The following is a 25,347-nucleotide window of genomic DNA, read 5'->3' on the forward strand; positions in this document are numbered from 1 at the left end:
CATGCTGCATTCGCACTACGCCGAAACCACTTTTGCGCTGGATAGTGCCAGCTTTCACGTGCCGGGGCGCACGCTGCTGCATCCGCTGTCGCTTACGTTTACACCGGGAAAAGTGACCGCACTGATTGGCCATAACGGCTCGGGAAAATCGACCCTGCTGAAAATGCTGGGGCGCCATCATGCTGCGACGGCAGGAGAAGTGCTACTGAACGGCGAACCGGTGGCGCACTGGAACAGCAAAGCGTTTGCACGTCAGGTGGCCTATCTGCCTCAGCAGCTGCCTGCGGCAGAAGGCATGACGGTGCGCGAACTGACGGCGATGGGGCGCTATCCGTGGCACGGTGCGCTGGGACGTTACGGCGCGGAAGATCGCAACCGGGTTGAGGAGGCGATTGCGCTGGTGGGACTGAAACCCTTTGCCGGCCGTCTGGTGGATAGCCTCTCCGGCGGCGAGCGTCAGCGCGCCTGGCTGGCGATGCTGGTGGCGCAAAATAGCCGCTGCCTGCTGCTGGATGAGCCAACGTCGGCGCTGGATATTGCGCATCAGGTTGAGGTGCTGGCGCTGATCCAGCGGCTGAGCCGCGAGCGCGGACTCACCGTGATTGCCGTGCTGCACGATATCAACATGGCGGCGCGCTACTGCGACAGGCTGGTGGCGCTGCGTCAGGGCGAGGTTATCGCCGAAGGGGAACCGGCGGCGATCATGCAGGCTGACGTGCTGGGCACGATCTACGGTATTCCGATGGGCATACTGCCGCACCCGCAGGGCGGCGCGCCCGTCAGTTTTGTTCGCTGAGGAGCAGGGATGATCTCACTGACCCGTCGTCGTCTGCTGACGGCGCTGGCGCTCTCGCCGCTTATGCAGTGCGCGCCGCTGCGTGCTGCCGTGCCGGACAATTCACGCATTCTGGCGCTGGAGTGGCTCTCAGCTGAACTGCTGATGGCGCTGGGCGTGGCACCGCTCGGCGTGGCGGATGTACACAACTACAATATCTGGGTTGGCGAGCCGCCGCTGCCCGCCAGTACCGTCGATCTTGGCCTGCGTGGTGAACCTAATCTGGAGCTGATGACGCAGCTGGATCCCTCACTGATCCTGTATTACAGCGGCTTTGGTCCGTCAGCAGAAACGCTGCAGCATATCGCCCCGACGCTGGGTTTTTCGCTTCACAGCGGCGACGGCAAGCCGTTCAGCGCCGCGCAACACTCGCTGCGGCAGCTGGGCGCGCACATTGGACGCGAGGCGCAGGCGGAGCAGCATCTGCAGGAGACCGGACAGCAGCTGGCGGCGGCACGGGTGCGCCTGCAGGGATGGGCCGGACGACCAATCCTGCTGATGTCGCTGCTCGACAGCCGGCACGCCATTGTTTTCGGGCAGAACAGCCTGTTTCTGGATGTCATGCAGCGGCTCGGTCTTACCAGTGCCTGGCAGGGTGAAACCAGCTACTGGGGCAGCGCGGTCATCGGCCTGGAGCGGCTGGCTGAAGTGGGTAACGTTGAGGTGCTCTGTTTTGACCACGATAATCAGCGCGATATGCAGCAGGTGACCCGCACCGCGCTGTGGCAGGCATTGCCGTTTGTGCGTGCTGGCCGCTTCCGGCGCGTGCCGGCCGTATGGTATTACGGTGCCACGCTGGCAGCCCTGCGATTTGTACGCGTGCTGGAAAGCGCGCTGGAGCCCCGTTAATGCGTATCTCTCTTTTTCCCGCCGCGCTGCTGAGCGCAATATTTGCTATCGCTCTGCTGCTGACCTTTATCAACCTGCAGCACGCGCTGCCGCTGGCACAGTGGCCGCAGGCGTTTTTCACGCCCGATATCGATGCGATTCGCCAGATGGTCTTTCACTACAGTCTGCTGCCGCGTCTGGCACTGGCGCTGCTGCTCGGCGCCGGACTGGGACTGGCGGGCCTGCTGTTTCAGCAGGTGCTGCGTAATCCGCTGGCAGAGCCTGCCACGCTGGGTATCTCCTCCGGCGCTCAGCTGGGCATTACCGTTGCCACGCTGTGGCAGCTGCCGGGTGGTGAGCTTACGCAGCAGTTTGCGGCGACAGGCGGTGCGCTGCTGGTCGGCGTGCTGGTGTTTGGCGTGGCGTGGGGCAGACGGCTTTCACCGGTGACGCTGATCCTCGCCGGACTGGTTCTGAGCCTGTATGCCGGCGCGGTCAATCAGGTCTTTGCCATCTTTAATCACGATCAGCTGCAGAATATGTTCCTCTGGAGCACCGGGGCGCTTAATCAGCTCGACGGGCACAACGTGGCGCTGCTCTGGCCCCGGCTGCTGCTGGCGTTTGTGCTGACGCTGGCGCTGCTGCGTCCGCTGACGCTGATGGGACTGGATGATGGCGTGGCAAAAAATCTTGGCCTGTCGCTTTCCATCGCACGCGTTGCCGCGCTGGCGCTGGCAATTCTGCTCAGCGCGCAGCTGGTGAACATTGCCGGCATTATCGGTTTTATTGGGCTATTTGCGCCGCTGCTGGCAAAAATGCTGGGTGCGCGGCGGCTGCTCAGCCGCATTCTGCTGGCTCCGCTGATTGGTGCACTGCTGCTGTGGCTGGCCGATCAGTCGGTGCAGTTGCTCACGGTGTACTGGCGTGAGATTTCGACCGGCACGGCGACGGCGCTGACCGGGGTGCTGCTGCTGCTGTGGCTGCTGCCGCGGCTGCGTGCCGGCTCTCAGCCGCCGGAGATGAACGCCGGGGATCGGGTGCCGGCCGAGCGTCAGCGTGTGCTGCGCTGGGTGCTGACGGGGCTGGCGGTGCTGCTGCTGCTGACCGTTGCGGGTATCAGTTTTGGCCGTAACGCTACGGGCTGGGCATGGGTAAGCGGTGACATGCTGCAGCAGCTGCTGCCGTGGCGCGCACCGCGCGTGCTGGCGGCGCTGGCGGTGGGAATGATGCTGGGCGTGGCGGGTACGCTGATCCAGCGTCTGACCGGCAACCCGATGGCCAGCCCGGAAGTGCTGGGTATCAGTTCCGGGGCGGCGTGCGGCGTGGTGCTGATGCTGTTTTTTGTGCCGGGCGATGCGCTGGCGTGGCTGCTGCCGGCAGGGATAGCCGGAGGAGCGTTAACGCTCGGCGTCATTATGCTGGTTGCCAGCCGGGGGGGCTTTTCACCGCAGCGTATGCTGCTGGCAGGAATGGCGCTGAACAGCGCGTTTGCCACGCTGCTGATGCTACTGCTGGCGAGCGGCGATCCGCGCATGGAGGGGCTGCTGAGCTGGATCTCCGGCTCCACCTATAGCATCTCGCTGCCGCAGGCGCTGCAGAGTGCGGTCATCGCGCTGATACTGGTCGCCCTGGCACCGCTGGCAAGCCGCTGGCTGACGCTGCTGCCGCTTGGCAGCGCCACCGCCCGCTCCGCGGGGATGTCACTGACTGCCTCACGATTGCTGCTGCTGCTGCTGGCCGCCGCGCTGACCGCCGCCGCGACGCTGACGGTCGGACCGCTGAGCTTTATCGGGCTGATGGCACCGCATATTGTGCGTATGCTCGGCTTCCGGCGCGCGCTGCCGCAGATGATGATGGCTGGCGTAACCGGCGCCGGGCTGATGCTGGTGGCTGACTGGTGCGGCCGGATGCTGGCGTTTCCGGATCAGATCCCGGCAGGGCTGATGGCAACCTTCTTTGGCGCCCCCTATTTCATCTGGCTGCTGCGCCGCGCGTAACAGAAAAAAGGTGCGCCGTGGCGCACCTTTTTGTTATGGCCTGCCAGGGCAGGGCGGGTCGCTCCTCAGAGCAGTCCGGCGTTACAGCTGGGCAAAGCAGCGACGCGCTGCGGCAACGGTACGCTCAATATCTTCCGGCGTGTGCGCCAGCGACATAAAGCCCGCCTCGTAGGCGGAGGGGGCCAGGTAGATCCCCTCGCTCAGCATCAGATGGAAGAAGCGCTTAAAACGCTCTGTGTCACAGCGGGTGACATCTGCATAGCAGGTCACGCTTTCAGCATCGGTGAAGAACAGACCAAACATGCCGCCCACGTGGTTTACCACCAGCGGGATATTTTCCGCCTGCGCGGCAGCCAGCAGGCCCTCAGCCAGCTGCGTGGTTAGCGCGGTCAGCGTGGCGTGCGTGCCTGGCTGAGCAATCTGCGTCAGGCAGGCAAAACCGGCTGCCATCGCAATCGGGTTACCCGACAGCGTGCCCGCCTGGTAGACCGGACCTGTAGGTGCCAGCGCTTCCATCACGTCGTGACGGCCACCAAATGCGCCGACCGGCATGCCGCCGCCGATGATTTTACCGAGGCAGGTAAGGTCAGGCATCACGTTGTAGTAGGTCTGCGCGCCGCCCAGCGCCACGCGGAAACCGGTCATCACCTCATCGATAATCAGCAGGGCACCAAACTCGTCGCACAGCGCGCGCAGGCCTGGCAGGAAGTCAGGCTGCGGCGGGATACAGTTCATGTTGCCGGCAACCGGTTCCACGATGATACAGGCGATATCGTCCGGATACTCTTCAAACGCCGTGCGGACAGAGGCGAGATCGTTATAGGTGCAGGTCAGCGTATGGCGGGCAAAGTCAGCCGGCACGCCAGGGGAGTTCGGCTGACCCAGCGTCAGTGCACCGGAACCCGCTTTGACCAGCAGGCAGTCGGCATGACCATGGTAGCAGCCCTCAAACTTGATAATTTTATCTCGATGGGTAAAGCCGCGCGCCAGGCGGATGGCGCTCATGGTCGCTTCCGTACCGGAGTTCACCATACGCACCATATCCATACCCGGCATCAGCTCGCACACCAGCTCCGCCATTTTCACTTCCATCTCAGTCGGCGCACCAAAGCTCAGGCCGCGCGCGGCAGCCTCAATGACCGCGTTGCGGATGGTCGCGTTATTGTGGCCCAGTACCATCGGGCCCCAGGAGCCGACATAGTCGATATAGACTTTACCATCTGCGTCATACAAAAAGGCGCCATCGGCGCGTTCAATAAACAGCGGTACGCCGCCGACACCGGTAAACGCGCGCACCGGGGAGTTCACGCCGCCCGGGATCAGACGTTGTGCTTCGGTGTATAGATTTTCTGACTTACTCATGGTTTGGCTCCGGCTGTCTGGAAAAATTCATCCCGTCATTCTACGGGAAGATGCCGCGACGGTGAACCGCCGCGCGGCGCGCAGCAGGGGCCTCGCGCACGCAGGGTTTAAACTGTAGTTCATTTCAGGGGCACACAGTGTCAAGGGTGCTACTTGATTGCACCGGGCGGCTGGCAGATAATAGCGTGATTAAGGTTGTTTTCTGACCTGGACGTTTACGCGGAGTAAAACATGAGTGATGACGTAGCAGCGCTGCCTTTGCAGTTTACCGATGCAGCAGCCAATAAAGTAAAAAATCTGATTGCGGATGAAGAGAATCCGGCGCTGAAACTGCGCGTCTATATCACCGGCGGCGGTTGCAGCGGCTTCCAGTATGGTTTTACCTTTGATGACCAGATGAACGATGGCGATATGACCATCGAAAAGCAGGGCGTATCGCTGGTAGTGGATCCAATGAGCCTGCAGTATCTGGTGGGCGGATCGGTGGACTACACCGAAGGTCTGGAAGGTTCGCGCTTTATTGTTACCAACCCCAATGCTAAAACCACCTGCGGCTGTGGTTCCTCTTTCAGTATCTGATGCCAGTCTGGCTGCCGTTCCGGCAGCCAGTTCTACCACTCAATAGTGACTAATTGTGTTGTGTCGTGCCGGCGCGCATCGCCCGTGAGCGTCTGCCGGGAAATACGTGGCTGAGCGCCGCTACCGCCCGCGCAGTCAGCGGCGGGCAGCCCCGGTGCACTGGCGGATGAGACAGTGCAGCGTGACACGATAGTCAGCGACACCGCAATCGAGCCGCTGGTGCCAGCCGCCATGGCGGACGCCGCGCCCGCCAGCATAATGGCCAGCAGTACAGCTCGGGTCATGATTAATTCCTGGTGTAGTCAAAAGCGCGTTGCGCTAAAAGGGCACGGAGCTTACGTGGCTGCCGTGCCTGCTCTCTTCATTGTCGACATATGCGGGCTAAACTTTATGCGCGGGCGCTTATTTTTTTAGCGGATGCAGCGCAGCGCAGAGCTGCTGCGCGGCCAGCAGCAGGCGCGGACCGGGGCGGCTCAGCCAGTCGGGGTTAATGGCAATCACCGGTACGCTGAGCTGTGAGCGCCAGAACCGGGTGATGCTGGCGGCCTGTGCGGTATCGCCGCTGATGACAATCGCTTGCGGCTGCCGTATCAGCACCTGCTCCCGGCTGACCTGCGGCCAGCTAACCCGGCTGTCGGCAAAAATATTCTGCCCGCCGCACAGCGTGACGATCTCATTTTGCAGCGTGTTACGCGAAGCGGTAAACAGCGGCTGCTGTCCGAACTGCAGAAACAGCGCCACCGGAGCAGCGTGCCGGTAGCGCTGGCGCAATGCAGCTTCCTGCGCCCGCAGCGCCTGCGCAGCTGAAACAGCCTGTTCAGGCCGCGGGCTCCAGCGCGCCAGCGACTGCACGGTATCTATCATCTCATCCAGGCTTTGCGGATCGATCCAGACCACCCTGACGCCAGCGTGCTGCAGCTGTTCAATCTGACGCGCCGGGTTACCGCCACGCCACGCCAGTACCACGTCTGGTTTCAGTTGCAGCACCTGCTCAACGCCGATGCCCTGCCAGTTCGCTACCTGCGGCAGCGTCCGGGCAGCGGGTGGATAGTCGGACCAGGCGCTGACCGCCACCGGTGTGATACCGGCGGCAAAGGCCATCTCTGTAAGATGCGGGGCGAGGGTAATGACGCGCGGAGCCGCTAACACCAGGCCGCTGCAGAGCAGCAGCAGCCCGGCGAGCAGCCACTTAGCCATGCGTCAGACGGGCAAGCAGGCGCTCTGTCATCAGAGAGGATTGTCTGGCCGCCACGCTGAGAAACTCATCAAAACTCAGGTGGGAGGTTTTATCGGCGACGTCAGAGATGGCGCGTACCACGACAAACGGCACGTTAAACTGGTGACAAACATGACCAATGGCGGTGGCTTCCATTTCTACGGCAATCGCCTGCGGAAACTGTGAGCGGATGCGTGCCAGCGGCTCTGCACCGTTGATAAACGCGTCGCCGCTGACCACCAGGCCGCGCACGGCGTTCAGCTGCAGCTCGCTAATTGTCTGCTCAGCGGCCGTCACCAGCTGGCTGTCGGCCACAAACGCTTCCGGGCAACCTGCCATCTGACCCGGCACATAGCCAAAAGCGGTGACGTCGGCGTCGTGATAGCGTACTTCATCAGATACCACGATATCCCCGACCTGCAGCGTCGGCGCAAGGCCACCCGCAGAGCCGGTGTTGATCACCAGATCGGGTTTGCAGAGCTGCAGCAGCAGGGTGGTGCCCAGCGCGGCGGCCGTTTTCCCGATTCCTGATTTCAGCAGGGCAACCTCAACGCCATTCAGGGTACCGGTATAGATTTCACATCCGGCCAGCTTCAGCGTCTGACGGTTTTCAATTTTGTCACGCAGCAGGGTAACTTCCTGCTCCATCGCGCCAATAATGCCTGCTTTCATAAAGAATCTCGCTGTGTTTATAGATGTTTAAGAGGAAACTGAGGCATAGTCTATCATGGCTTCAGAGCGATGAATTCACCAAAAAGAGGGCCCGCTATGGTGGCGATTAATTTCAGGAAGAAGATCGGTTTCACGCGCCCTTATACCAGCCGTAAAGCGCCGGAAGGCGAATACGCGATCACCCGCCATTTTGAGAGCGATCGGGGCCGGATCATTAACTCCGCCGCTATCCGCCGGCTGCAGCAAAAAACCCAGGTATTCCCGCTGGAGCGCAACGCAGCCGTACGCTCGCGGCTGACTCATTCGCTGGAGGTCCAGCAGACCGGCCGCTACATTACCAAGGAGATTCTCCATACCCTGAAAACCCAGGGCGGCGGGCTGGAGCAGTATGGCCTGGACGGTTTTGAAGGGGCTACAGAGACGCTGGTCGAGATGGCCTGTCTGCTGCATGACGTCGGCAACCCGCCGTTTGGACATTTTGGCGAAGCAGCGATTAATGACTGGTTCGAAGATAATCTGCCGGCAGAGCTGGTGGATCCGCTGGTCGCCGGCGTGGCCAGCGACGAACAGCAGGCTGACTTTAACGAACTGAATGCAATGATTCGTCAGGATCTGTGCAATTTTGAGGGGAATGCACAGGCGATTCGGCTGGTCCATACGCTGCTGCAGCTTAACCTTAGCTATGCCCAGGTCGCCTGCATTCTGAAATATACTGCCCCCGCCTGGTGGCAGGGTGAGAAGCCGGCTGAATTCAGCGTCCTGATGAAAAAACCCGGCTTTTATCTCTCTGAACGGGAATATATTGCGGAGCTGCGCGTCGCCACCGATCTGGCGGAACATCATCGCTATCCGCTGACCTGGATAATGGAGGCGGCGGATGATATTTCATACTGTATTGCCGACCTGGATGATGCCGTTGAAAAAGCGATATTTACCGTGGATACGCTCTATCACGCGCTGGTTAAAGCCTGGGGGCCGCTGATTCCCGGTGATGCATTTAGCCGCACCATTGGTGAGGCCTGGAAAGAGGCGAATCAGAAAAAACGGCGCAGCATCAGCGATCAGTTTTTTATGTCGCTGCGCGTAAACGTGCAGAATCTGCTGGTAGGCCATGCGGTGCGGCGCTTTGTCGATAACCTGCCGGCCATTTTCTCCGGCAATTTTAATCACGCCCTGCTGGAAGATGATGGTGATGAAGGGCGGCTGCTGAAGCTGTTTAAAACCGTGGCGCGTCAGCAGGTATTTAATCATCCTGAAGTAGAGCAGCTGGAGCTGCAGGGCTACCGGGTAATTAAAGGCCTGCTGGAGATCTATCAGTCGCTGATGCAGCTCAATTATGAGCAATTTACCACCTTAATGAATGATGATTATCTGGCGGGCCATCCTATTGAGACGCGCCTGTTCCATAAGCTCTCCGGTAAACATCGTAAGGCGTACCAGCAGCAGATGCGCGCGCGCGTCGTTGAGCATAAATATCAGCGGCTGTTATGGGAGCGCTATTATCGCTTCCGCCTTATTCAGGATTATATCAGCGGCATGACGGATAATTATGCGTGGGACGAATATCGCCGGATGATGGCGGTAGAATAGGGCCAGTTTTGTAAAGACGACGCATAAATATTTACCTTTAGGCAAAACTTTATCGCCTTTTTTGCGTATAAAATTTATCTCCGTTATGACGGCCACAGCAATGGTCAGGCTGCAACTTTCAGAGAGAAAAAACGAATGAAAAAAAACAGATTGATGCTGAGTGCGCTGGCACTGAGTCTGAGTATGGCGTGCGCGCCTGCTGCAGTATTTGCCGCTGAAACGGCGTCCTCCTCCAGCCAGCAGCTGCCCAGTCTGGCACCCATGCTGGAAAAAGTGATGCCTTCCGTGGTGAGCATCAACGTTGAAGGCAGCACTGCGGTAAAAACGCCGCGCATGCCGCAGCAGTTTCAGCAGTTCTTTGGCAATAATTCGCCTTTCTGTCAGGATGGATCGCCTTTTCAGGGATCGCCGCTCTGTCAGGGTGGCGGTGGCGCAGATGATGGCGCACCGGGCAATGCACAAAAACAGCCGTTCCGCGCACTCGGTTCCGGCGTCATTATTAACGCAGAGAAAGGCTATGTGGTTACCAACAACCACGTAGTGGACAACGCCACAAAAATTCAGGTTCAGCTCAGCGACGGCCGCCGCTATGAGGCCAAAATCATCGGTAAAGATCCGCAGTCTGATATTGCCCTGATCCAGCTGCAGGATGCGAAAAACCTCACGGCGATTAAAATGGCCGATTCCGATACGCTGCGGGTAGGTGACTATACCGTTGCGATCGGCAACCCTTACGGGCTGGGTGAAACCGTGACCTCCGGCATCGTCTCTGCGCTGGGCCGCAGCGGCCTGAATGTGGAGAATTACGAGAACTTTATCCAGACTGACGCCGCCATCAACCGCGGCAACTCGGGCGGTGCGCTGGTCAATCTGAACGGCGAGCTGATCGGGATTAACACGGCTATTCTGGCACCGGATGGCGGTAACATCGGCATCGGCTTTGCTATTCCCAGCTCGATGGTGAAAAACCTGACGGCGCAGATGGTGGAGTTTGGTCAGGTTAAACGCGGTGAGCTGGGGATCCTCGGCACCGAGCTGAACTCAGAGCTGGCGAAAGCGATGAAGGTTGATGCCCAGCGCGGCGCCTTTGTCAGCCAGGTTCTGCCTGGTTCTGCGGCGGCAAAAGCGGGCGTGAAAGCCGGCGACGTCGTGGTTTCACTGAATGGCAAGCCGCTGAGCAGCTTTGCTGCCCTGCGTGCTGAAGTGGGCTCGCTGCCGACGGGCACCAAACTTCAGCTGGGTCTGCTGCGCGAGGGTAAATCCCAGAGCGTGACGGTAGAGCTGCAGCAGAGCACCAAAGATAAAGTGCAGTCGGCGACCATTTACACCGGTATTGAAGGCGCCGATCTCAGCAACGTGGAGAGCAATGGCCACAAAGGGGTGCGCGTTGACAGCGTGAAAGCAGGCAGCGCGGCCGCGCGTATCGGCCTGAAGAAAGGTGACATCATCCTCGGGGTTAACCAGCAGGCGATCGATAACCTGGGTGAACTGCGTAAAATTCTCGACACGAAACCGCCGGTACTGGCGCTCAACATTCTGCGCGGTGATGCGTCGCTTTATCTGCTGATGCAGTAATTCTCCCTGCATAAACCGGGCGGGCTGCGGCTCGCCTTTTTTCTTTTGTGCACCCGGTAACATTTTCCGCAATCTCTCCGCCACTATGTGCAATTGCACAATGTCAGCCGTCAGCAGGATGCGTATTCTGTCGGTTTGCCCCTTGCTCAGGAAGTGAACCATGGCAACCTCTCATCTTGATGCGCGTCTGGCGCAGGATATCGTTGCGCGCACCATGAAAATTATCGACAGCAACGTCAACGTGATGGATGCGCGCGGGCGCATTATCGGCAGCGGCGATCGTGAACGTATCGGCGAGCTGCACGAGGGCGCGCTGCTGGTACTGTCGCAGGGCAGGGTGGTAGATATTGATGAAGCGGTAGCAAAGCATCTGCACGGCGTGCGGCCTGGCATCAATCTGCCGCTGCGCATTGAAGGCAGCATCGTGGGAGTCATCGGGCTGACCGGAGAACCTGCTGCCCTGCGGCATTACGGCGAACTGGTCTGTATGACGGCGGAGATGATGCTGGAACAGGCGCGGCTGCTGCATCTGCTGGCGCAGGATAGCCGCCTGCGCGAAGAGCTGGTGCTTAACCTGATCCGCAGCGACACACTCTCGCCGACGCTGAACGAATGGGCGCAGCGGCTGGGCATCGATCTTAACCAGCCGCGTGTGGTGGCGGTAGTGGAAGTGGATAGCGGCCAGCTGGGCGTAGACAGCGCAATGTCAGAGCTGCAGCAGCTGCAGACGCTGCTGACCACGCCGGATCGCGATAACCTCATTGCCATCGTATCGCTGACGGAGATGGTGGTGCTGAAACCCGCGCTGAACGCTCACGGCCGTTACGATCACGACGATCACCGCCGGCGCGTTGACCAGCTGCTGCAGCGTATGAAAGAGAGCGGTCAGGTGCGTATGCGGATTGCGCTGGGCAATTATTTCCCCGGACCGGGCGGCATTGCGCGCTCGTGGCGTACTGCCCGCACAACTATGTCAGTGGGCAAGCAGCGTATGCCGGAGCAGCGCAGTTTTTTTTATCAGGATCTGGTGCTGCCGGTACTGCTCGACAGCCTGCGTGGCGGCTGGCAGGCCAGCGAGCTGGCGCGTCCGCTGGAAAAACTCAGAAGCATCGATACCAACGGTTTATTACGGCGTACGCTGCTCGCCTGGTTCAGCCATAACGTGCAGCCTGGCGCCACGGCACGCGCGCTGTTTATTCATCGTAATACGCTGGAGTATCGTCTGAACCGGATTTCAGAACTGACCGGACTGGATCTCGGCAATTTCGACGACCGGCTGCTGCTGTATGTGGCGCTGCAGCTGGATGAACGGGCGTAAAAAAGGCCAGCAGCGCTGGCCTGAGTGCGATGTGTAAACGGATCAGCGGCTGTTACGGGTCAACTGATCGAGATCGGCTTCAATCTCAGCGATCTTATTAGAGACCACGCTCTCCAGATGGCGCAGATCGTCGAGGATCTTGCGCTTCAGATCCACCTCAACCCGATCGCGCTGGCAAATCTGATCCAGCTCATCGATAACGTAACGCAGGTTGGGGCTGATCTCCTGAATTTCACGGAAGCCCTGACCGTTATGTTCGGCCACCACGGTTTTGCGCTGGCGCGGATATTTGAATTTCACGCTCTTGGCAAAAAATTCGCCTTTATCTTTGCGGAAATAGATTTTCAGGATGTCGTTGTTCGCTTCCTGACGCAGACTGTAACGATCGATGTCTTCAGGATTGCTGATACCTAAGCTTTTCAGGTTGTCATACATGGCGTTTAAATTCCCTCTGAGAGTGAGTGAGCGCGCAGACATGTCATCAATCGTTCCAGGTCGGATCCGGAACGCTTACGGCATACTTATAAACTTTAGACGAAAAACCGGGTCAGACAGTGCGCGTCCGGAGTTAACTGGCGCGGATTATGAACTGTTTGAAAAGTAAACGCACCAGTTAATTTGCGGCGCAAAACAGGTTGTATCAGGCGGGGTGTAAAGAAAAAATGACGGCACCGTTGCCAGTGCCGTCATGCGTAAGAAAAGCGCTCAGAGAAGTTAATCGATAGTACGCAGCAGTTCGTTGATACCCGTTTTGCTCAGCGTCTTAGCGTCAACTTTTTTCACGATTACCGCGCAGTAGAGGCTGTAGCTGCCATCTTTCGACGGCAGATTACCTGAGACCACTACTGAACCAGCCGGGACGCGGCCGTAGTGAACTTCACCGGTTTCGCGATCGTAAATTTTGGTGCTCTGGCCGATATAAACGCCCATTGAGATCACCGAACCCTCCTCGACAATCACGCCCTCAACGATTTCGGAACGTGCGCCGATAAAGCAGTTATCTTCGATGATGGTTGGATTAGCCTGCAGCGGCTCCAGTACGCCGCCAATGCCCACGCCGCCGGAGAGATGCACGTTTTTGCCAATCTGCGCACAGGAGCCCACGGTGGCCCAGGTATCAACCATGGTACCTTCATCGACAAAAGCCCCGATGTTGACGTAAGAAGGCATCAGCACGGTGTTACGCGCAATAAAAGCGCCCTGGCGTACGGCCGCTGGTGGCACCACGCGGAAACCTGCCGCTTTAAAGCGCGCGTCGTCCCAGCCGGCAAACTTCATCGGCACCTTGTCATAAAAGCGGGTTTCAGCCCCTTCCATAACCTGATTGTCATTGATGCGAAACGACAGCAGCACCGCTTTTTTCAGCCACTGATGCGTTACCCATTCGCCATCGATTTTTTCAGAGACGCGCAGTTCGCCGCTGTCCAGCAGACCAATCACCTGATTGATCGCTTCACGGGTGGCACTGTCGACGCTGGCGGGCGTGATGTCAGCACGGCGCTCAAAGGCGGATTCAATAACGCTCTGTAACTGTTGCATAGCTATTTCCTGAGTCTGTCATACGGATGCCCGGACGTGTCCGGACAGGATTCAATTTATCTGTGCAGTGTGATTCAGGACACTTTATCGTTTGGATTAAGGGCCTCTGTCAACCGTTGTTGTAACACATCGCGCATTTCTGCATTCAGCGCGCGCCGTTCGCTGTTGGCGAGGATAAAGAGATCCTCAACCCGTTCGCCGATGGTGCTGATGCGCGCACCGTGCAGCGACACGCCGAGATCGGCAAAGACTTCACCTACCCGGGCAAGCAATCCTGGCTGATCGAGCGCGATCAGCTCCAGATAGCTGCGCCGGTCGGTGTGGGTCGGCAAAAATTTCACGTCAGTGTCCACGCTGAAATGTTTCAGGCGCGCGGACTGGCGACGGGTACGCGGCGGCACCCACTCCTGCTGCGTAATGGCCTGCTGTAATGCCTGAATAATCAGCGGGTGGCGATCGGGTGAAAGCGGACTGCCATCGGGTTCGAGGACGATAAAGGTATCCATTGCCATGCCGTCACGGCTGGTAAAGATTTGCGCGTCGTGCACGCTGAGATTACGGCGGTCGAGTTCACCCGCTACGGCGGCAAACAGATAGGGGCGATCCGGGCTCCAGATAAAAATCTCCGTGCCGCCGCGCGTCGCCTGCGGGCTGACCAGCACCAGCGGCTGGCTGAGGTCGTGGTCAATCAGATGACGGGCGTGCCACGCCAGCTGATTAGGCGTATGGCGCAGAAAATAGTCGGCGCGGCAGCGGCTCCAGATATGGTGCAGCCGCTCTTCATTGAGGTTCTCCATGCGCAGCAGCGCCAGCGCCTGCAGACGATGGTGGCGCACCCGCTCGCGCAGATCCGGGCTATTTTCCATGCCGCGTCGCAGCTGCTTCTCGGTAGCAAAAAACAGCTCGCGCAGCAGGCTCTGCTTCCAGCTGTTCCACAGGCTCTCATTGGTGGCGCAGATATCGGAGACGGTGAGGCAGACCAGATAGCGCAGGCGATTCTCATTCTGCATTACCTCGGCGAACTGCTGGATCACCGTAGGGTCCTGAATATCGCGACGCTGGGCGGTGACCGACATCAGCAGATGATGACGCACCAGCCAGGCCACCAGCTGGGTCTCCCGGGAGTTGAGGTTGTGCAGCTCAGCAAACTCCAGCGCATCCTGCGCGCCCAGTATTGAGTGATCGCCGTTGCGGCCTTTGGCAATATCATGGAGCAGCGCTGCCATCAGCAGCAGCTCCGGCTGGGGCAGGCGCGGCCAGAGTTCCACACACAGCGGATGCTTTGGCCGCGTGCTCTCATCGGCGAAGCTCTCCAGCTTCTGCAACACGCGAATGGTGTGCTCATCCACCGTGTAGGCGTGAAACAGATCAAACTGCATCTGGCCGACCACGTTGCCCCAGAGCGGCGTATAGGCGGAGAGTACGCTATGGCGATGCATCGGCAGCAGCGCGCGTTTTACCGCGCCGGGATGACGCAGAATCGCCATAAAAGTGCGGCGCGCCTCAGCAATCTGGCACAGCGGCTGCCGCAGATGGCGGCGCGCATGACGCAGCTGGCGCAGGGTAGTGGAGTAGATCCCGGTAATTGAGGCGTTGCGTACCATGACATAAAACATGCGCAGAATGGCCTGCGGCTCGCGCTGAAACAGATCCGGGTCGCGCAGGTCAATCAGGTCGCCGCGTAGCTGAAAATCATCATCCAGCGCACGCGGCTTTTCGGTCGCTGGCAGGGCGAGGATCGCTTCATCAAACAGCTGCAGCAGCATCTGGTTCAGCTCGCTAATGCGGCGCGTTACGCGGTAGAAATCTTTCATCATGCGCTCAACCGGCTCGTTGCCTTCGCCGGAGTAGCTGAGGCGATGCGCGACGGTCAGTTGCCGATCAAAAAGCAGGCGGTTGTCGTAGCGTGGCAGCGTCAGATGCAGGGCGAAGCGGATGCGCCAGAGAAACTCCTGACACTCGTTGATCTCATTGCGCTCCGCTTCGGTCAGGAACCCAAAGCCCATCATCTCATCCATGGTGGTGGCACCAAAATGGCGACGCGCTACCCACTGCAGGGTATGGATATCGCGCAGGCCGCCCGGACTGCTTTTGATATCGGGTTCGAGATTGTAACTGGTGCCGTGGTAACGCTGATGGCGCTCCTGCTGCTCTTCAATTTTGGCAGCAAAAAAGCGCGATGAGGGCCAGAAGCCTTCGCTGAAGATATTCTTCTGCAGCTCAAGAAACAGCGCAACGTCGCCGGTCAGCATGCGCGATTCAATCAGGTTGGTTGCCACGGTGAGATCGGATAAGCCCTCCAGCAGGCACTCCTCAAGCGTGCGCACGCTGTGTCCCACCTCAAGCCGCAGATCCCACATAAGCGTGATCAGTTCAGAGGTGCGCTGCGCGGCGGCCTCATCAAGGGGCTGACGGCTGAGGATCAGAATGTCGATGTCCGACAGCGGATGCAGCTCGCCACGGCCATAGCCGCCCACCGCGACCAGCGCCATATCACTTAGCGTATCAAAACCGAAGAAACGCCACAGCCGTCGCAGCAGACGATCGATAAACAGCGTGCGCGTGTCGATCAGCGACTCCACGTCGCTGCCGGCATCAAAGGCGAGGCTCAGCGCGTGCTGAAACTGCTCCAGCGCGGCTTTCAGCTGTTCACGCGTTAGCGCGTCGTCAGCCCAGCCGGCGGGTGAATCGGTGAGAATTTTGTGTACTGCCTCGGTCACGTTACCGCTCATCAACATGCCCCTTCGCGCATTAAAAAGCCGGCATTAAGCCGGCTCAGTGGGTAGCAGAGAGAGGATCAGACGTTTTCCAGCCGCGCCGGAATAGTGTCATCCTCACGCAGCGTCAGAATCTCACAGCCAGTTTCTGTCACCACAATAGTATGCTCATACTGCGCGGACAAGCTGCGATCTTTGGTTTTCACCGTCCAGCCATCCTTCATGGTGCGGATGCGGTAATCGCCTGCGTTAACCATCGGCTCCACGGTAAACGTCATGCCGGCCTGCAGCACCACACCGCTGTCGTCGGCGTCATAGTGCAGCACCTGCGGCTCTTCATGGAAGCCTTTGCCAATACCGTGACCGCAATACTCACGCACCACGGAGAAATCCTGCGCCTCAACGTATTGCTGGATCGCGCGTCCCAGCTCACGCAGGCGGATGCCTGGCTTAACGAGACGCAGAGCGATATAGAGGCTCTCCTGCGTCACGCGGCAGAGGCGCTCGCCGAGGATAGTGGGTTTGCCGACGATAAACATTTTTGAGGTATCACCGTGATACTCATCTTTAATGACGGTGACATCAACGTTCACGATATCACCCTCTTTCAGGACGCGATCGTCGCTGGGAATACCGTGGCACACCACCTCGTTTACCGAGATGCAGACCGATTTAGGGAAGCCGTGATAGCCAAGGCAGGCAGAAACCGCCTGCTGCTGCTGTGTGATGTGCTCGTGGCAGAGGCGATCAAGCTCACCGGTGGTCACACCCGGCACAACGTGAGGGGCGATCATTTCCAGCACTTCAGCGGCCAGGCGGCCCGCCACGCGCATTTTTTCGATTTCGTCAGGAGTTTTAATTGAGATAGCCATGAATTTTTCCGCAATCGCCGAAATTTTCGACAATAATGAGTTCTGTGGCAGTCATGTTAGCAGGCAGCAAATGGGCTGCCAAATCGGGATTGCCGCACACGTTTTGCGCTAACAACCGCTGGCGTATTTATACCTGTTATGGTATAAAGCGCGCCGACGATTCTCTGCTGTCTTACGAAAGCGAGACGGCAGGAAGCGCATAAATCTCATTATGTGTACTAAAACACACATGTATCGACACATACGCCGGGGTGCCTTGAAAGAGGTCGGTCGTATGGGATACATGGAGGCCCAACCCCAAACATACTTTAGAGGTAATCATGGCAACTGTTTCCATGCGCGACATGCTCAAGGCTGGTGTTCACTTCGGTCACCAGACCCGTTACTGGAACCCAAAAATGAAGCCATTCATTTTTGGTGCACGTAACAAGGTTCACATCATCAACCTTGAGAAAACTGTACCAATGTTCAACGACGCTCTGGCTGAGCTGCAGAAGATCTCTTCTCGCAAAGGTAAAATCCTGATCGTTGGTACCAAGCGCGCTGCTGCTGAAGCGGTAAAAGAGTCAGCTCTGAGCTGCGACCAGTTCTTCGTTAACCACCGCTGGTTAGGTGGTATGCTGACTAACTGGAAAACCGTTCGTCAGTCAATCAAACGTCTGAAAGATCTGGAAACTCAGTCTCAGGACGGCACGTTCGACAAACTGACCAAGAAAGAAGCACTGATGCGTGCTCGTGAGCTGGCCAAGCTGGAAAACAGCCTGGGTGGTATCAAAGACATGGGCGGTCTGCCAGATGCGCTGTTTGTTGTTGATGCTGACCACGAACACATCGCAATCAAAGAAGCAAACAACCTGGGTATCCCGGTATTTGCTATCGTTGATACCAACTCTGATCCAGATGGCGTTGATTTCGTTATCCCTGGTAACGACGATGCGATCCGTGCTGTAAGCCTGTACCTGACTGCTGTTGCCACTACCGTGCGCGAAGGCCGTTCACAGGACCTGGCTGAGCAGGCTGAAGACGCGTCTTTAGAAAACGCTTAATAAGGATTGCTCTTTCTGAGAGCCCTTAGACATCAGATGTTATCTGTATAAGGGGCCGCACAGGCCCCTTTTATTTATCTCCGTCTGTCGCGCTCCCTGTTACGGGCTGGCGGGGCAGAGTAAATTTTCCGCAACAGGTTTCTGCGCGTGCGCACGCACCCGGAAACGAACCGAGGATTCTGGAATGGCTGAAATTACCGCTGCATTGGTAAAAGAACTGCGTGAGCGTACTGGCGCAGGCATGATGGACTGCAAAAAAGCGCTGACCGAAGCGAACGGCGACATCGAGCTGGCAATTGAAAACATGCGTAAGTCTGGCGCAATCAAAGCTGCGAAAAAAGCAGGTAACGTTGCAGCTGACGGCGTGATCAAAACCAAAATCGTTGATGGTTACGGTGTGATTCTGGAAGTTAACTGCCAGACTGACTTCGTTGCTAAAGATGGCGGTTTCCAGGCGTTTGCTGACAAAGTTCTGGATGCAGCTACTGCCGGCAAAATCACCGACGTTGAAGCGCTGAAAGCACAGTTCGAAGAAGAGCGTGTTGCACTGGTTGCTAAAATCGGTGAGAACATCAACATCCGTCGCGTAGCAGTACTGGAAGGCGCTCAGCTGAACAGCTACCAGCACGGCGCGCGTATCGGCGTTCTGGTTTCTACCACCGCTGCTGATGAAGAGCTGAGCAAGCAGATCGCAATGCACGTTGCGGCAAGCAAGCCAGAGTTCGTTAAGCCAGAAGATGTTTCTGCTGACGTGGTTGAGAAAGAGTACCAGGTACAGCTGGATATCGCGATGCAGTCTGGCAAGCCAAAAGAGATCGCAGAGAAGATGGTTGAAGGCCGTATGAAGAAATTCACCGGCGAAGTCTCTCTGACTGGTCAGGCTTTCGTTATCGACCCAAGCAAAACTGTGGGTCAGGCGCTGAAAGAGAAAGGCGCAGATGTCATCAACTTCATCCGCTTTGAAGTGGGCGAAGGCATTGAGAAAGTTGAAACCGACTTTGCAGCTGAAGTGGCTGCGATGTCCAAACAGTCTTAATGAGTGACCGGAACCGCCGCGAGGCGGTTCTTTTTTGTCTGCGTTTTGGCGCAGTGATTTTCAGTCTCATCCCAATAGCTTTTTTGACGCGCTAAGCGGATGATCCACCAGATTTAACTTCTCATTCATCTTATCCTCCAGGAAGAATTGACCATGGCGACCAACGCAAAACCTGTATACCAACGTATCCTACTGAAACTGAGCGGCGAGGCCCTGCAGGGTGCCGAAGGTTTTGGTATCGACGCGAGCGTGCTTGACCGCATGGCGCAAGAGGTGAAAGAGCTGGTTGAGCTGGGCATCCAGGTAGGTGTGGTGATTGGTGGCGGTAACCTGTTCCGTGGTGCAGGCCTCGCTCAGGCGGGTATGAACCGCGTAGTAGGCGACCACATGGGTATGCTGGCGACCGTCATGAACGGCCTTGCAATGCGTGATGCGCTGCACCGCGCCTATGTGAACGCACGCCTGATGTCTGCCATCCCGCTTAACGGCGTCTGTGACAACTACAGCTGGGCTGAAGCGATCAGCCTGCTGCGTAATAACCGCGTGGTGATCTTCTCTGCCGGTACCGGCAACCCGTTCTTTACTACCGATTCTGCTGCCTGCCTGCGCGGCATTGAGATTGAAGCGGACGTCGTGTTGAAGGCGACCAAAGTAGATGGCGTCTACTCAGCCGATCCGGTGAAAAATCCGGACGCGACGCTGTACGATCAGCTCAGCTACGCTGAAGTGCTGGAAAAAGAGCTGAAAGTTATGGATCTGGCCGCCTTTACGCTGGCGCGTGACCACGCACTGCCGATTCGCGTCTTCAACATGAATAAGCCTGGCGCACTGCGTCGCGTGGTAATGGGTGAAAAAGAAGGCACCCTGATTACGCATTAATATCCGACGCAAGGTAAAATAAGGTATATTCTGATAGCGCAGTGCCTGACGCTGCGCCACTACCTGACATAATCGATGTTGCAGGCGGCTTGTACGTCAGCAGCAGGTAGCAGGATGATCGATGTTTATCGATACCAGTTCCGACGCGTGCGGAAATGGCCAGGTCAAACCGAATCCAAGGGTTTTAACGTGATTAACGATATTAAAAAAGATGCCGAAACACGCATGGACAAGTGCGTGGAAGCATTCAAAAGCACCATCAGCAAAGTGCGTACCGGTCGTGCTTCACCTTCACTGCTCGACGGCATTGTGGTGGAATACTACGGTACACCTACGCCACTGCGTCAGCTCGCCAGCGTAACGGTAGAAGATTCCCGTACGCTGAAAATCAACGTGTTCGATCGCTCTCTGGGTCCGGCCGTTGAGAAAGCGATCATGACGTCCGACCTCGGCCTGAATCCAAGTTCAGCCGGCACCGACATCCGTGTTCCGCTGCCAGCGCTGACAGAAGAGCGCCGTAAAGATCTGATCAAAATCGTTCGTGGCGAAGCAGAGCAGGGGCGTGTTTCCGTGCGTAACGTTCGCCGTGATGCCAACGATAAGATCAAAGCGCTGCTGAAAGATAAAGAGATCAGCGAAGATGACGAACGTCGTTCACAGGATGATATCCAGAAAATGACCGACCTTCACATCAAGCATGTTGATGCTGCGCTGGCAGAAAAAGAGAAGGAGCTGATGGACTTCTGAGTCTGTCAGCCCGATCTGTATCTGCTGGAGGCAGGTAAGCACCTGCCTGTAACAGATATAAAACGCCGTTCAGAGCCGTATTCGTACCGAATGCACTCTGGCGGCGTTTTACATTGTGCCTGGCGCCGTTGCGGGCACCTATGATGACTTCACAGGGATAGCATGATGAAGCAATTAACTCTTCTGGGATCCACCGGCTCAATTGGCACCAGTACGCTGGCGGTTGTCGCCGCGAATCCCGATCTCTATCAGGTTACGGCGCTGGTCGCAGGGCAGAATGCTGCGCTGATGGCTGAGCAGTGCCAGCAGTTCCGGCCGCGCTATGCGGCGATGTCTGATGAGACCGCCGCTGCCGACCTGCGTGAGCGACTGAGAGCACTCAACGTCGATACCGAAGTGCTCTCCGGCGTTCAGGCAGCCTGCGATCTGGCGGCGCTGGATGAGGTTGATCAGGTGATGGCGGCGATTGTCGGCGCCTCGGGCCTGCAGCCAACGCTGGCAGCGATTCGTGCCGGAAAAACCGTGCTGCTGGCTAACAAGGAGTCACTTGTCACGTGCGGCCGCTTGTTTATGGAGGCAGTGCGTCAGCATCAGGCGCAGCTGCTGCCGGTCGATAGCGAGCATAATGCCATTTTTCAGAGTTTGCCCGCTTCCATACAGCATCAGTTGGGGTACGCTGATCTGCGGGAGAACGGGATCGACTCGATTCTCCTCACGGGATCGGGTGGTCCTTTTCGTGACACGCCACTGGCAGATCTGGCTGCTATGTCGCCGGATCAGGCCTGTGCGCATCCGAACTGGTCAATGGGGCGCAAAATCTCCGTTGATTCGGCCACTATGATGAATAAAGGTCTTGAATACATTGAAGCCCGCTGGTTGTTCAACGCCACTGACGCGCAAATGGAGGTCATCCTGCACCCGCAGTCGGTGATCCACTCTATGGTGCGTTATTGTGACGGCAGCGTGCTGGCGCAGCTGGGATCGCCTGATATGCGCACACCGATTGCTCACAGCATGGCATGGCCTGCACGTATCGCCGCTGGCGTCACGCCGCTTGATTTCACCCGAATGAAAGCGCTGACGTTTGCTGAACCCGATTACGTACGCTATCCCTGCCTGAAGCTGGCAATCGATGCGTGTACTGCAGGGCAGGCGGCCACGACGACGCTGAATGCAGCAAATGAAATCGCGGTAGCAGCGTTTTTGCAGCATCAGATTCGCTTTACCGATATTGCCGCCCTCAACAGCGAAGTACTGGCTACGCTCAGCTCGCCGGAGCCAGCCAGTATTGATGAGGTGCTGGAAATCGATCGACTGGCGCGGCAGCATGCAAAGGCACTGCTGTCACGCGTCACTCTGGCTGGCTGATAGCCCCGCTATTTGTTCGCTCTGGCTGAAAATGGTATAGTCGCTCGCGTTTTACGGCACGACATTGTTTCGATGTCATCCGGCTTACGGGCCGGCCTTTGCCGCAGGCGCAATGTATTCAGAAAACACAGCATTTCTGATGAAAGGAATTATTACGCGTTATGTCGTCCAACAATCACAATACAATCGATGACGGGTCGTACTGCACACCACGTCACGTGGCCATCATTATGGATGGTAATGGTCGCTGGGCAAAAAATCAGGGCAAACTGCGTATTTCAGGCCACAAAGCCGGGGTAAAATCGGTTCGCCGTGCCGTCAGCTTTGCGGTCAGCCACAAGCTGGAAGCGTTAACGCTCTATGCGTTCAGCAGTGAAAACTGGAGCCGACCGCCGCAGGAAGTGACGGCGTTAATGGAATTATTTATCTGGGCTCTCGACAGTGAAGTAAAGAGCCTGCATAAGCATAATGTACGTCTGTGCATTATTGGTGATATCAGCCGTTTTTCTGGTCGTATTCAGGAACGCATTCGCCGCGCCGAGGAACTGACTCAACAAAATAATGGACTGACCCTCAACATTGCTGCCAACTATGGCGGCCGTTGGGATATTATCCAGGGTGCCAGGAAACTGGCCGAACAGGTTCAGGAAGGGCTACTGCGTCCTGACCAGATAACCGAAGAAAGCCTTGCTCCCTACCTCTGTATGCAGGAGCTGGCGCCGGTGGATTTAGTGATAAGGACCGGGGGAGAGCATCGAATCAGCAACTTCCTGCTGTGGCAGATAGCCTATGCTGAGTTCTGGTTTACCGATGTTCTTTGGCCTGATTTTGATGAACATGTTTTTGAAGGTGCACTGAATGCATTCTCTCTGCGGGAGCGACGCTATGGCGGCGCTGCACCAGGCGGCGCCTGAGCTACCTGGGGGTAACCTTTGCTGAAGTCTCGTCTGATCACTGCGTTTATTTTGATTCCGCTGGTGATCGCTGCGCTATTCTGGTTACCGCTGTCTGGTTTCGCGATTACCACGATTGCTATCTGCATGCTCGCCGCCTGGGAGTGGGGGCAGCTGGCCGGTATGGCTACCCGTCAGCAGCGCGTCTGGCTGGCGCTGCTCTGTGGCCTGCTGCTGGCAGCGATGCTGTTTACCTTACCGTCCTATTCTCACGATGCGCATCAGCCTCAGCTGGAAAGCTCGCTCTGGGCCGCACTTGGCTGGTGGGTCGTTGCTCTCTTTCTGGTGCTGTTCTATCCCGCCTCTGCCGCACTCTGGCGCGGCTCGCGTCCGCTTCGTCTGCTGTTTGGCGTGCTGACTATCGTCCCGTTTTTCTGTGGCATGATCGCGCTGCGCCAGTATCACTACGACATTGATCACTTCGCCGGCGCCTGGTGGCTCCTGTTCGTTATGCTGCTGGTATGGGGCGCGGACTCGGGTGCCTATATGTTTGGTCGGCTGTTCGGCAAACACAAGCTGGCGCCTAAAGTCTCGCCGGGTAAAACCTGGGAAGGCTTTTTTGGCGGGCTGCTCTCCTCCGCTATCATCGCCTGGCTGTTTGCGCTGCTGGCTCCGCTGACGGTGGCGCCGGGCACGCTGATTGCGTGTGCCGTTGTTGCCACGCTCGCCTCAGTACTGGGCGATCTCACTGAAAGTATGTTTAAGCGTGAAGCGGGCATTAAAGACAGCGGAAATCTTATCCCCGGCCACGGTGGTATCCTCGATCGTATCGATAGCCTCACAGCGGCCGTGCCGGTATTTGCCTGCCTGCTGCTGCTGGTGTTTCATACCCTCTAGGAGCAGCAACTATGTTAAGCATTCTCTGGAGTTTTGCTGCTTTCATCGTCGCGCTGGGCGTGCTGATCACCGTGCATGAGTTTGGCCACTTCTGGGTGGCACGCCGGTGCGGCATCTATGTCGAACGCTTTTCTATCGGTTTCGGTAAGGCGCTCTGGCGACGGACTGACCGGCAGGGGACAGAGTATGTTATTGCGCTGATCCCGCTCGGCGGCTATGTCAAAATGCTGGATGAGCGCGTAGAGAGCGTTTCCGCTGAGCGCCGTCACGAGGCGTTTAACAACAAAACCGTGCTGCAGCGTGCTGCCGTCATCGCCGCGGGGCCGGTTGCCAATTTCCTCTTCGCTATCTTCGCTTACTGGCTGGTCTTTATGCATGGCGTGCCCGGCGTACGGCCGGTGGTTGGCGAAATTGTGAGCGGCTCCGTCGCAGCGGAAGCGCAAATTCAGTCAGGCATGGAACTTAACGCAGTTGACGGTATCGAAACGCCTGACTGGGATGCTGTGCGCATGGCCCTGATTGGGAAAATCGGCGATGAGAGTACCACGCTGACCGTTTCTCAGTTTGGCGAAAGCGCAACCCAGCAGAAGCGGGTCGACCTGCGTGACTGGCAGTTTGAGCCAGACAAGCAGGATCCGGTGGTAGCGCTCGGCATTCGTCCACGCGGGCCACAGATTGAAACCACGCTGGCAGAAATACAGGCGGATTCACCCGCCAGCGCTGCCGGTTTGCAAGCGGGCGACAGGATCGTTAAAGTCGATGGTCAGCCGTTAACGCAGTGGCAGGCATTTGCCGGGCAGGTACGGGATAATCCGGGTAAACCGATGGCGCTTGAGGTTGAGCGAAATGGCGCCCGGCACTCTCTGACGCTGACGCCAGCCGCGAAGCCGGGCAAGCCTGAAGAGGGATTCGCCGGCGTTATTCCGCGCGTGCAGCCGCTGCCTGACGCATATAAAACGGTGAAACAGTATGGGCCGGTGGCCGCTATCGGTGAGGCAGGCGTCAAAACCTGGCAGCTGATGAAGCTTACGGTGTCGATGCTGGGTAAGCTGATTACAGGTGATGTAAAGCTGAATAACCTGAGCGGCCCGATTTCGATTGCGCAGGGTGCCGGTTTATCAGCGGAGTACGGGGTGATTTATTATCTGATGTTCCTGGCGCTGATAAGCGTCAATCTGGGCATCATCAACCTGTTTCCGTTACCGGTTTTAGATGGTGGGCATCTGCTTTTTCTGGCGATCGAAAAGATCAAAGGAGGACCGGTGTCCGAGCGAGTTCAGGACTTCAGTTATCGCATCGGCTCAATTCTGCTGGTGCTGTTAATGGGGCTTGCACTTTTCAATGATTTCTCTCGCCTGTAACGTCTGGAACGCAGACAGGT

The 25,347-nt window shown here is 57.6% G+C and carries 23 protein-coding genes; 15 read left to right on the forward strand and 8 right to left on the reverse strand.

Annotation, left to right across the window (positions count from 1 at the left end; genetic code table 11):
* Nucleotide 1 precedes the first annotated feature (1 nt).
* The 3 genes from fhuC to fhuB are packed head-to-tail and all read left to right on the forward strand — an operon-like array spanning nt 2 to nt 3,660.
* A complete protein-coding gene (gene fhuC, locus F3J39_RS15480) occupies nt 2–796 on the forward strand; it encodes a Fe3+-hydroxamate ABC transporter ATP-binding protein FhuC (protein WP_039382680.1) in 795 nt (264 codons plus the stop codon).
* Nucleotides 797–805: 9 nt separating this feature from the next.
* On the forward strand, nt 806–1,684 hold the full coding sequence (gene fhuD / locus F3J39_RS15485; protein WP_094112285.1) for a Fe(3+)-hydroxamate ABC transporter substrate-binding protein FhuD: 879 nt from the start codon (nt 806–808) through the stop codon (nt 1,682–1,684).
* Nucleotides 1,684–3,660: a Fe(3+)-hydroxamate ABC transporter permease FhuB gene (gene fhuB, locus F3J39_RS15490; protein ID WP_108570003.1), complete on the forward strand. Its 1,977-nt coding sequence runs from the start codon at nt 1,684–1,686 to the stop codon at nt 3,658–3,660. Before fhuD ends, fhuB begins: the two co-directional genes overlap by 1 nt.
* Nucleotides 3,661–3,741: 81 nt before the next feature.
* Here the strand turns inward: fhuB and hemL are convergent, their stop codons facing one another.
* On the reverse strand, nt 3,742–5,022 hold the full coding sequence (gene hemL / locus F3J39_RS15495; protein ID WP_166714365.1) for a glutamate-1-semialdehyde 2,1-aminomutase: 1,281 nt from the start codon (nt 5,020–5,022) through the stop codon (nt 3,742–3,744).
* 231 nt (nt 5,023–5,253) lie between these two features.
* On the opposite strand from hemL, the gene erpA reads away from it, so the two are divergent.
* A complete protein-coding gene (erpA, locus tag F3J39_RS15500; RefSeq protein ID WP_039382693.1) occupies nt 5,254–5,601 on the forward strand; it encodes an iron-sulfur cluster insertion protein ErpA in 348 nt (115 codons plus the stop codon).
* A 32-nt stretch (nt 5,602–5,633) separates the two neighbouring features.
* Here the strand turns inward: erpA and F3J39_RS15505 are convergent, their stop codons facing one another.
* From F3J39_RS15505 to mtnN, 3 genes are all read right to left on the reverse strand, one after another.
* Nucleotides 5,634–5,885 carry a hypothetical protein gene (locus tag F3J39_RS15505; RefSeq protein WP_039382696.1) on the reverse strand — a complete coding sequence of 84 codons (252 nt, stop codon included), beginning with the start codon at nt 5,883–5,885 and terminating at the stop codon, nt 5,634–5,636.
* Between the two features lie 118 nt (nt 5,886–6,003).
* A complete protein-coding gene (btuF, locus tag F3J39_RS15510) occupies nt 6,004–6,798 on the reverse strand; it encodes a vitamin B12 ABC transporter substrate-binding protein BtuF (protein ID WP_094111885.1) in 795 nt (264 codons plus the stop codon).
* Nucleotides 6,791–7,489 carry a 5'-methylthioadenosine/S-adenosylhomocysteine nucleosidase gene (gene mtnN, locus F3J39_RS15515; protein ID WP_039382702.1) on the reverse strand — a complete coding sequence of 233 codons (699 nt, stop codon included), beginning with the start codon at nt 7,487–7,489 and terminating at the stop codon, nt 6,791–6,793. The genes btuF and mtnN overlap by 8 nt, the downstream gene beginning before the upstream one ends.
* Nucleotides 7,490–7,585: 96 nt before the next feature.
* On the opposite strand from mtnN, the gene dgt reads away from it, so the two are divergent.
* The 3 genes from dgt to F3J39_RS15530 all read left to right on the forward strand — a co-directional run bounded on the left by dgt (nt 7,586) and on the right by F3J39_RS15530 (nt 11,972).
* Nucleotides 7,586–9,079 (forward strand): dGTPase, encoded by a 1,494-nt coding sequence (dgt, locus tag F3J39_RS15520; protein ID WP_039382705.1) that lies wholly within the window; start codon nt 7,586–7,588, stop codon nt 9,077–9,079.
* Nucleotides 9,080–9,214: 135 nt separating this feature from the next.
* Nucleotides 9,215–10,654, forward strand: coding sequence for a serine endoprotease DegP (degP, locus tag F3J39_RS15525; RefSeq protein ID WP_166714366.1), 1,440 nt, complete (start codon nt 9,215–9,217; stop codon nt 10,652–10,654).
* 160 nt (nt 10,655–10,814) lie between these two features.
* Nucleotides 10,815–11,972 carry a CdaR family transcriptional regulator gene (locus F3J39_RS15530; protein ID WP_104085519.1) on the forward strand — a complete coding sequence of 386 codons (1,158 nt, stop codon included), beginning with the start codon at nt 10,815–10,817 and terminating at the stop codon, nt 11,970–11,972.
* Nucleotides 11,973–12,014: 42 nt separating this feature from the next.
* On the opposite strand, the gene F3J39_RS15535 is transcribed toward F3J39_RS15530, so the two are convergent.
* The 4 genes from F3J39_RS15535 to map all read right to left on the reverse strand — a co-directional run bounded on the left by F3J39_RS15535 (nt 12,015) and on the right by map (nt 17,100).
* Nucleotides 12,015–12,407, reverse strand: a complete 393-nt coding sequence (locus F3J39_RS15535) for a DUF3461 family protein (RefSeq protein WP_039382714.1) — start codon at nt 12,405–12,407, stop codon at nt 12,015–12,017.
* 279 nt (nt 12,408–12,686) lie between these two features.
* Nucleotides 12,687–13,511 (reverse strand): 2,3,4,5-tetrahydropyridine-2,6-dicarboxylate N-succinyltransferase, encoded by an 825-nt coding sequence (dapD, locus tag F3J39_RS15540; protein ID WP_039382717.1) that lies wholly within the window; start codon nt 13,509–13,511, stop codon nt 12,687–12,689.
* 74 nt (nt 13,512–13,585) lie between these two features.
* Complete coding sequence (glnD, locus tag F3J39_RS15545) at nt 13,586–16,243, reverse strand: bifunctional uridylyltransferase/uridylyl-removing protein GlnD (RefSeq protein ID WP_071669050.1); 2,658 nt, start codon at nt 16,241–16,243, stop codon at nt 13,586–13,588.
* A gap of 65 nt (nt 16,244–16,308) precedes the next feature.
* The gene (gene map / locus F3J39_RS15550; RefSeq protein WP_039382722.1) at nt 16,309–17,100 is read right to left on the reverse strand and encodes a type I methionyl aminopeptidase; all 792 of its coding nucleotides are present in this window, start codon (nt 17,098–17,100) and stop codon (nt 16,309–16,311) included.
* A gap of 320 nt (nt 17,101–17,420) precedes the next feature.
* Here map and rpsB point away from each other — a divergent pair, with 320 nt between their 5' ends.
* The 8 genes from rpsB to rseP all read left to right on the forward strand — a co-directional run bounded on the left by rpsB (nt 17,421) and on the right by rseP (nt 25,327).
* Entirely contained in the window at nt 17,421–18,146 is a 726-nt protein-coding gene (gene rpsB, locus F3J39_RS15555) for a 30S ribosomal protein S2 (RefSeq protein ID WP_039382724.1), read from the forward strand.
* A gap of 184 nt (nt 18,147–18,330) precedes the next feature.
* Nucleotides 18,331–19,182: a translation elongation factor Ts gene (gene tsf / locus F3J39_RS15560; protein WP_039382726.1), complete on the forward strand. Its 852-nt coding sequence runs from the start codon at nt 18,331–18,333 to the stop codon at nt 19,180–19,182.
* 153 nt (nt 19,183–19,335) lie between these two features.
* Nucleotides 19,336–20,061 carry a UMP kinase gene (pyrH, locus tag F3J39_RS15565; protein ID WP_039382729.1) on the forward strand — a complete coding sequence of 242 codons (726 nt, stop codon included), beginning with the start codon at nt 19,336–19,338 and terminating at the stop codon, nt 20,059–20,061.
* Nucleotides 20,062–20,250: 189 nt separating this feature from the next.
* Nucleotides 20,251–20,808, forward strand: a complete 558-nt coding sequence (frr, locus tag F3J39_RS15570) for a ribosome recycling factor (protein ID WP_039385717.1) — start codon at nt 20,251–20,253, stop codon at nt 20,806–20,808.
* Nucleotides 20,809–20,973: 165 nt separating this feature from the next.
* A complete protein-coding gene (gene ispC / locus F3J39_RS15575) occupies nt 20,974–22,176 on the forward strand; it encodes a 1-deoxy-D-xylulose-5-phosphate reductoisomerase (RefSeq protein WP_175540480.1) in 1,203 nt (400 codons plus the stop codon).
* Nucleotides 22,177–22,337: 161 nt separating this feature from the next.
* Nucleotides 22,338–23,090: a (2E,6E)-farnesyl-diphosphate-specific ditrans,polycis-undecaprenyl-diphosphate synthase gene (ispU, locus tag F3J39_RS15580; protein WP_039382733.1), complete on the forward strand. Its 753-nt coding sequence runs from the start codon at nt 22,338–22,340 to the stop codon at nt 23,088–23,090.
* Between the two features lie 18 nt (nt 23,091–23,108).
* Nucleotides 23,109–23,966, forward strand: coding sequence for a phosphatidate cytidylyltransferase (gene cdsA, locus F3J39_RS15585; protein WP_039382735.1), 858 nt, complete (start codon nt 23,109–23,111; stop codon nt 23,964–23,966).
* Nucleotides 23,967–23,977: 11 nt separating this feature from the next.
* Complete coding sequence (gene rseP, locus F3J39_RS15590; RefSeq protein WP_039382736.1) at nt 23,978–25,327, forward strand: sigma E protease regulator RseP; 1,350 nt, start codon at nt 23,978–23,980, stop codon at nt 25,325–25,327.
* Nucleotides 25,328–25,347 lie beyond the last annotated feature (20 nt).

The sequence above is a fragment of the Pantoea sp. Acro-807 genome, assembly GCF_011752675.1.
GTDB lineage: Bacteria > Pseudomonadota > Gammaproteobacteria > Enterobacterales > Enterobacteriaceae > Pantoea > Pantoea eucrina.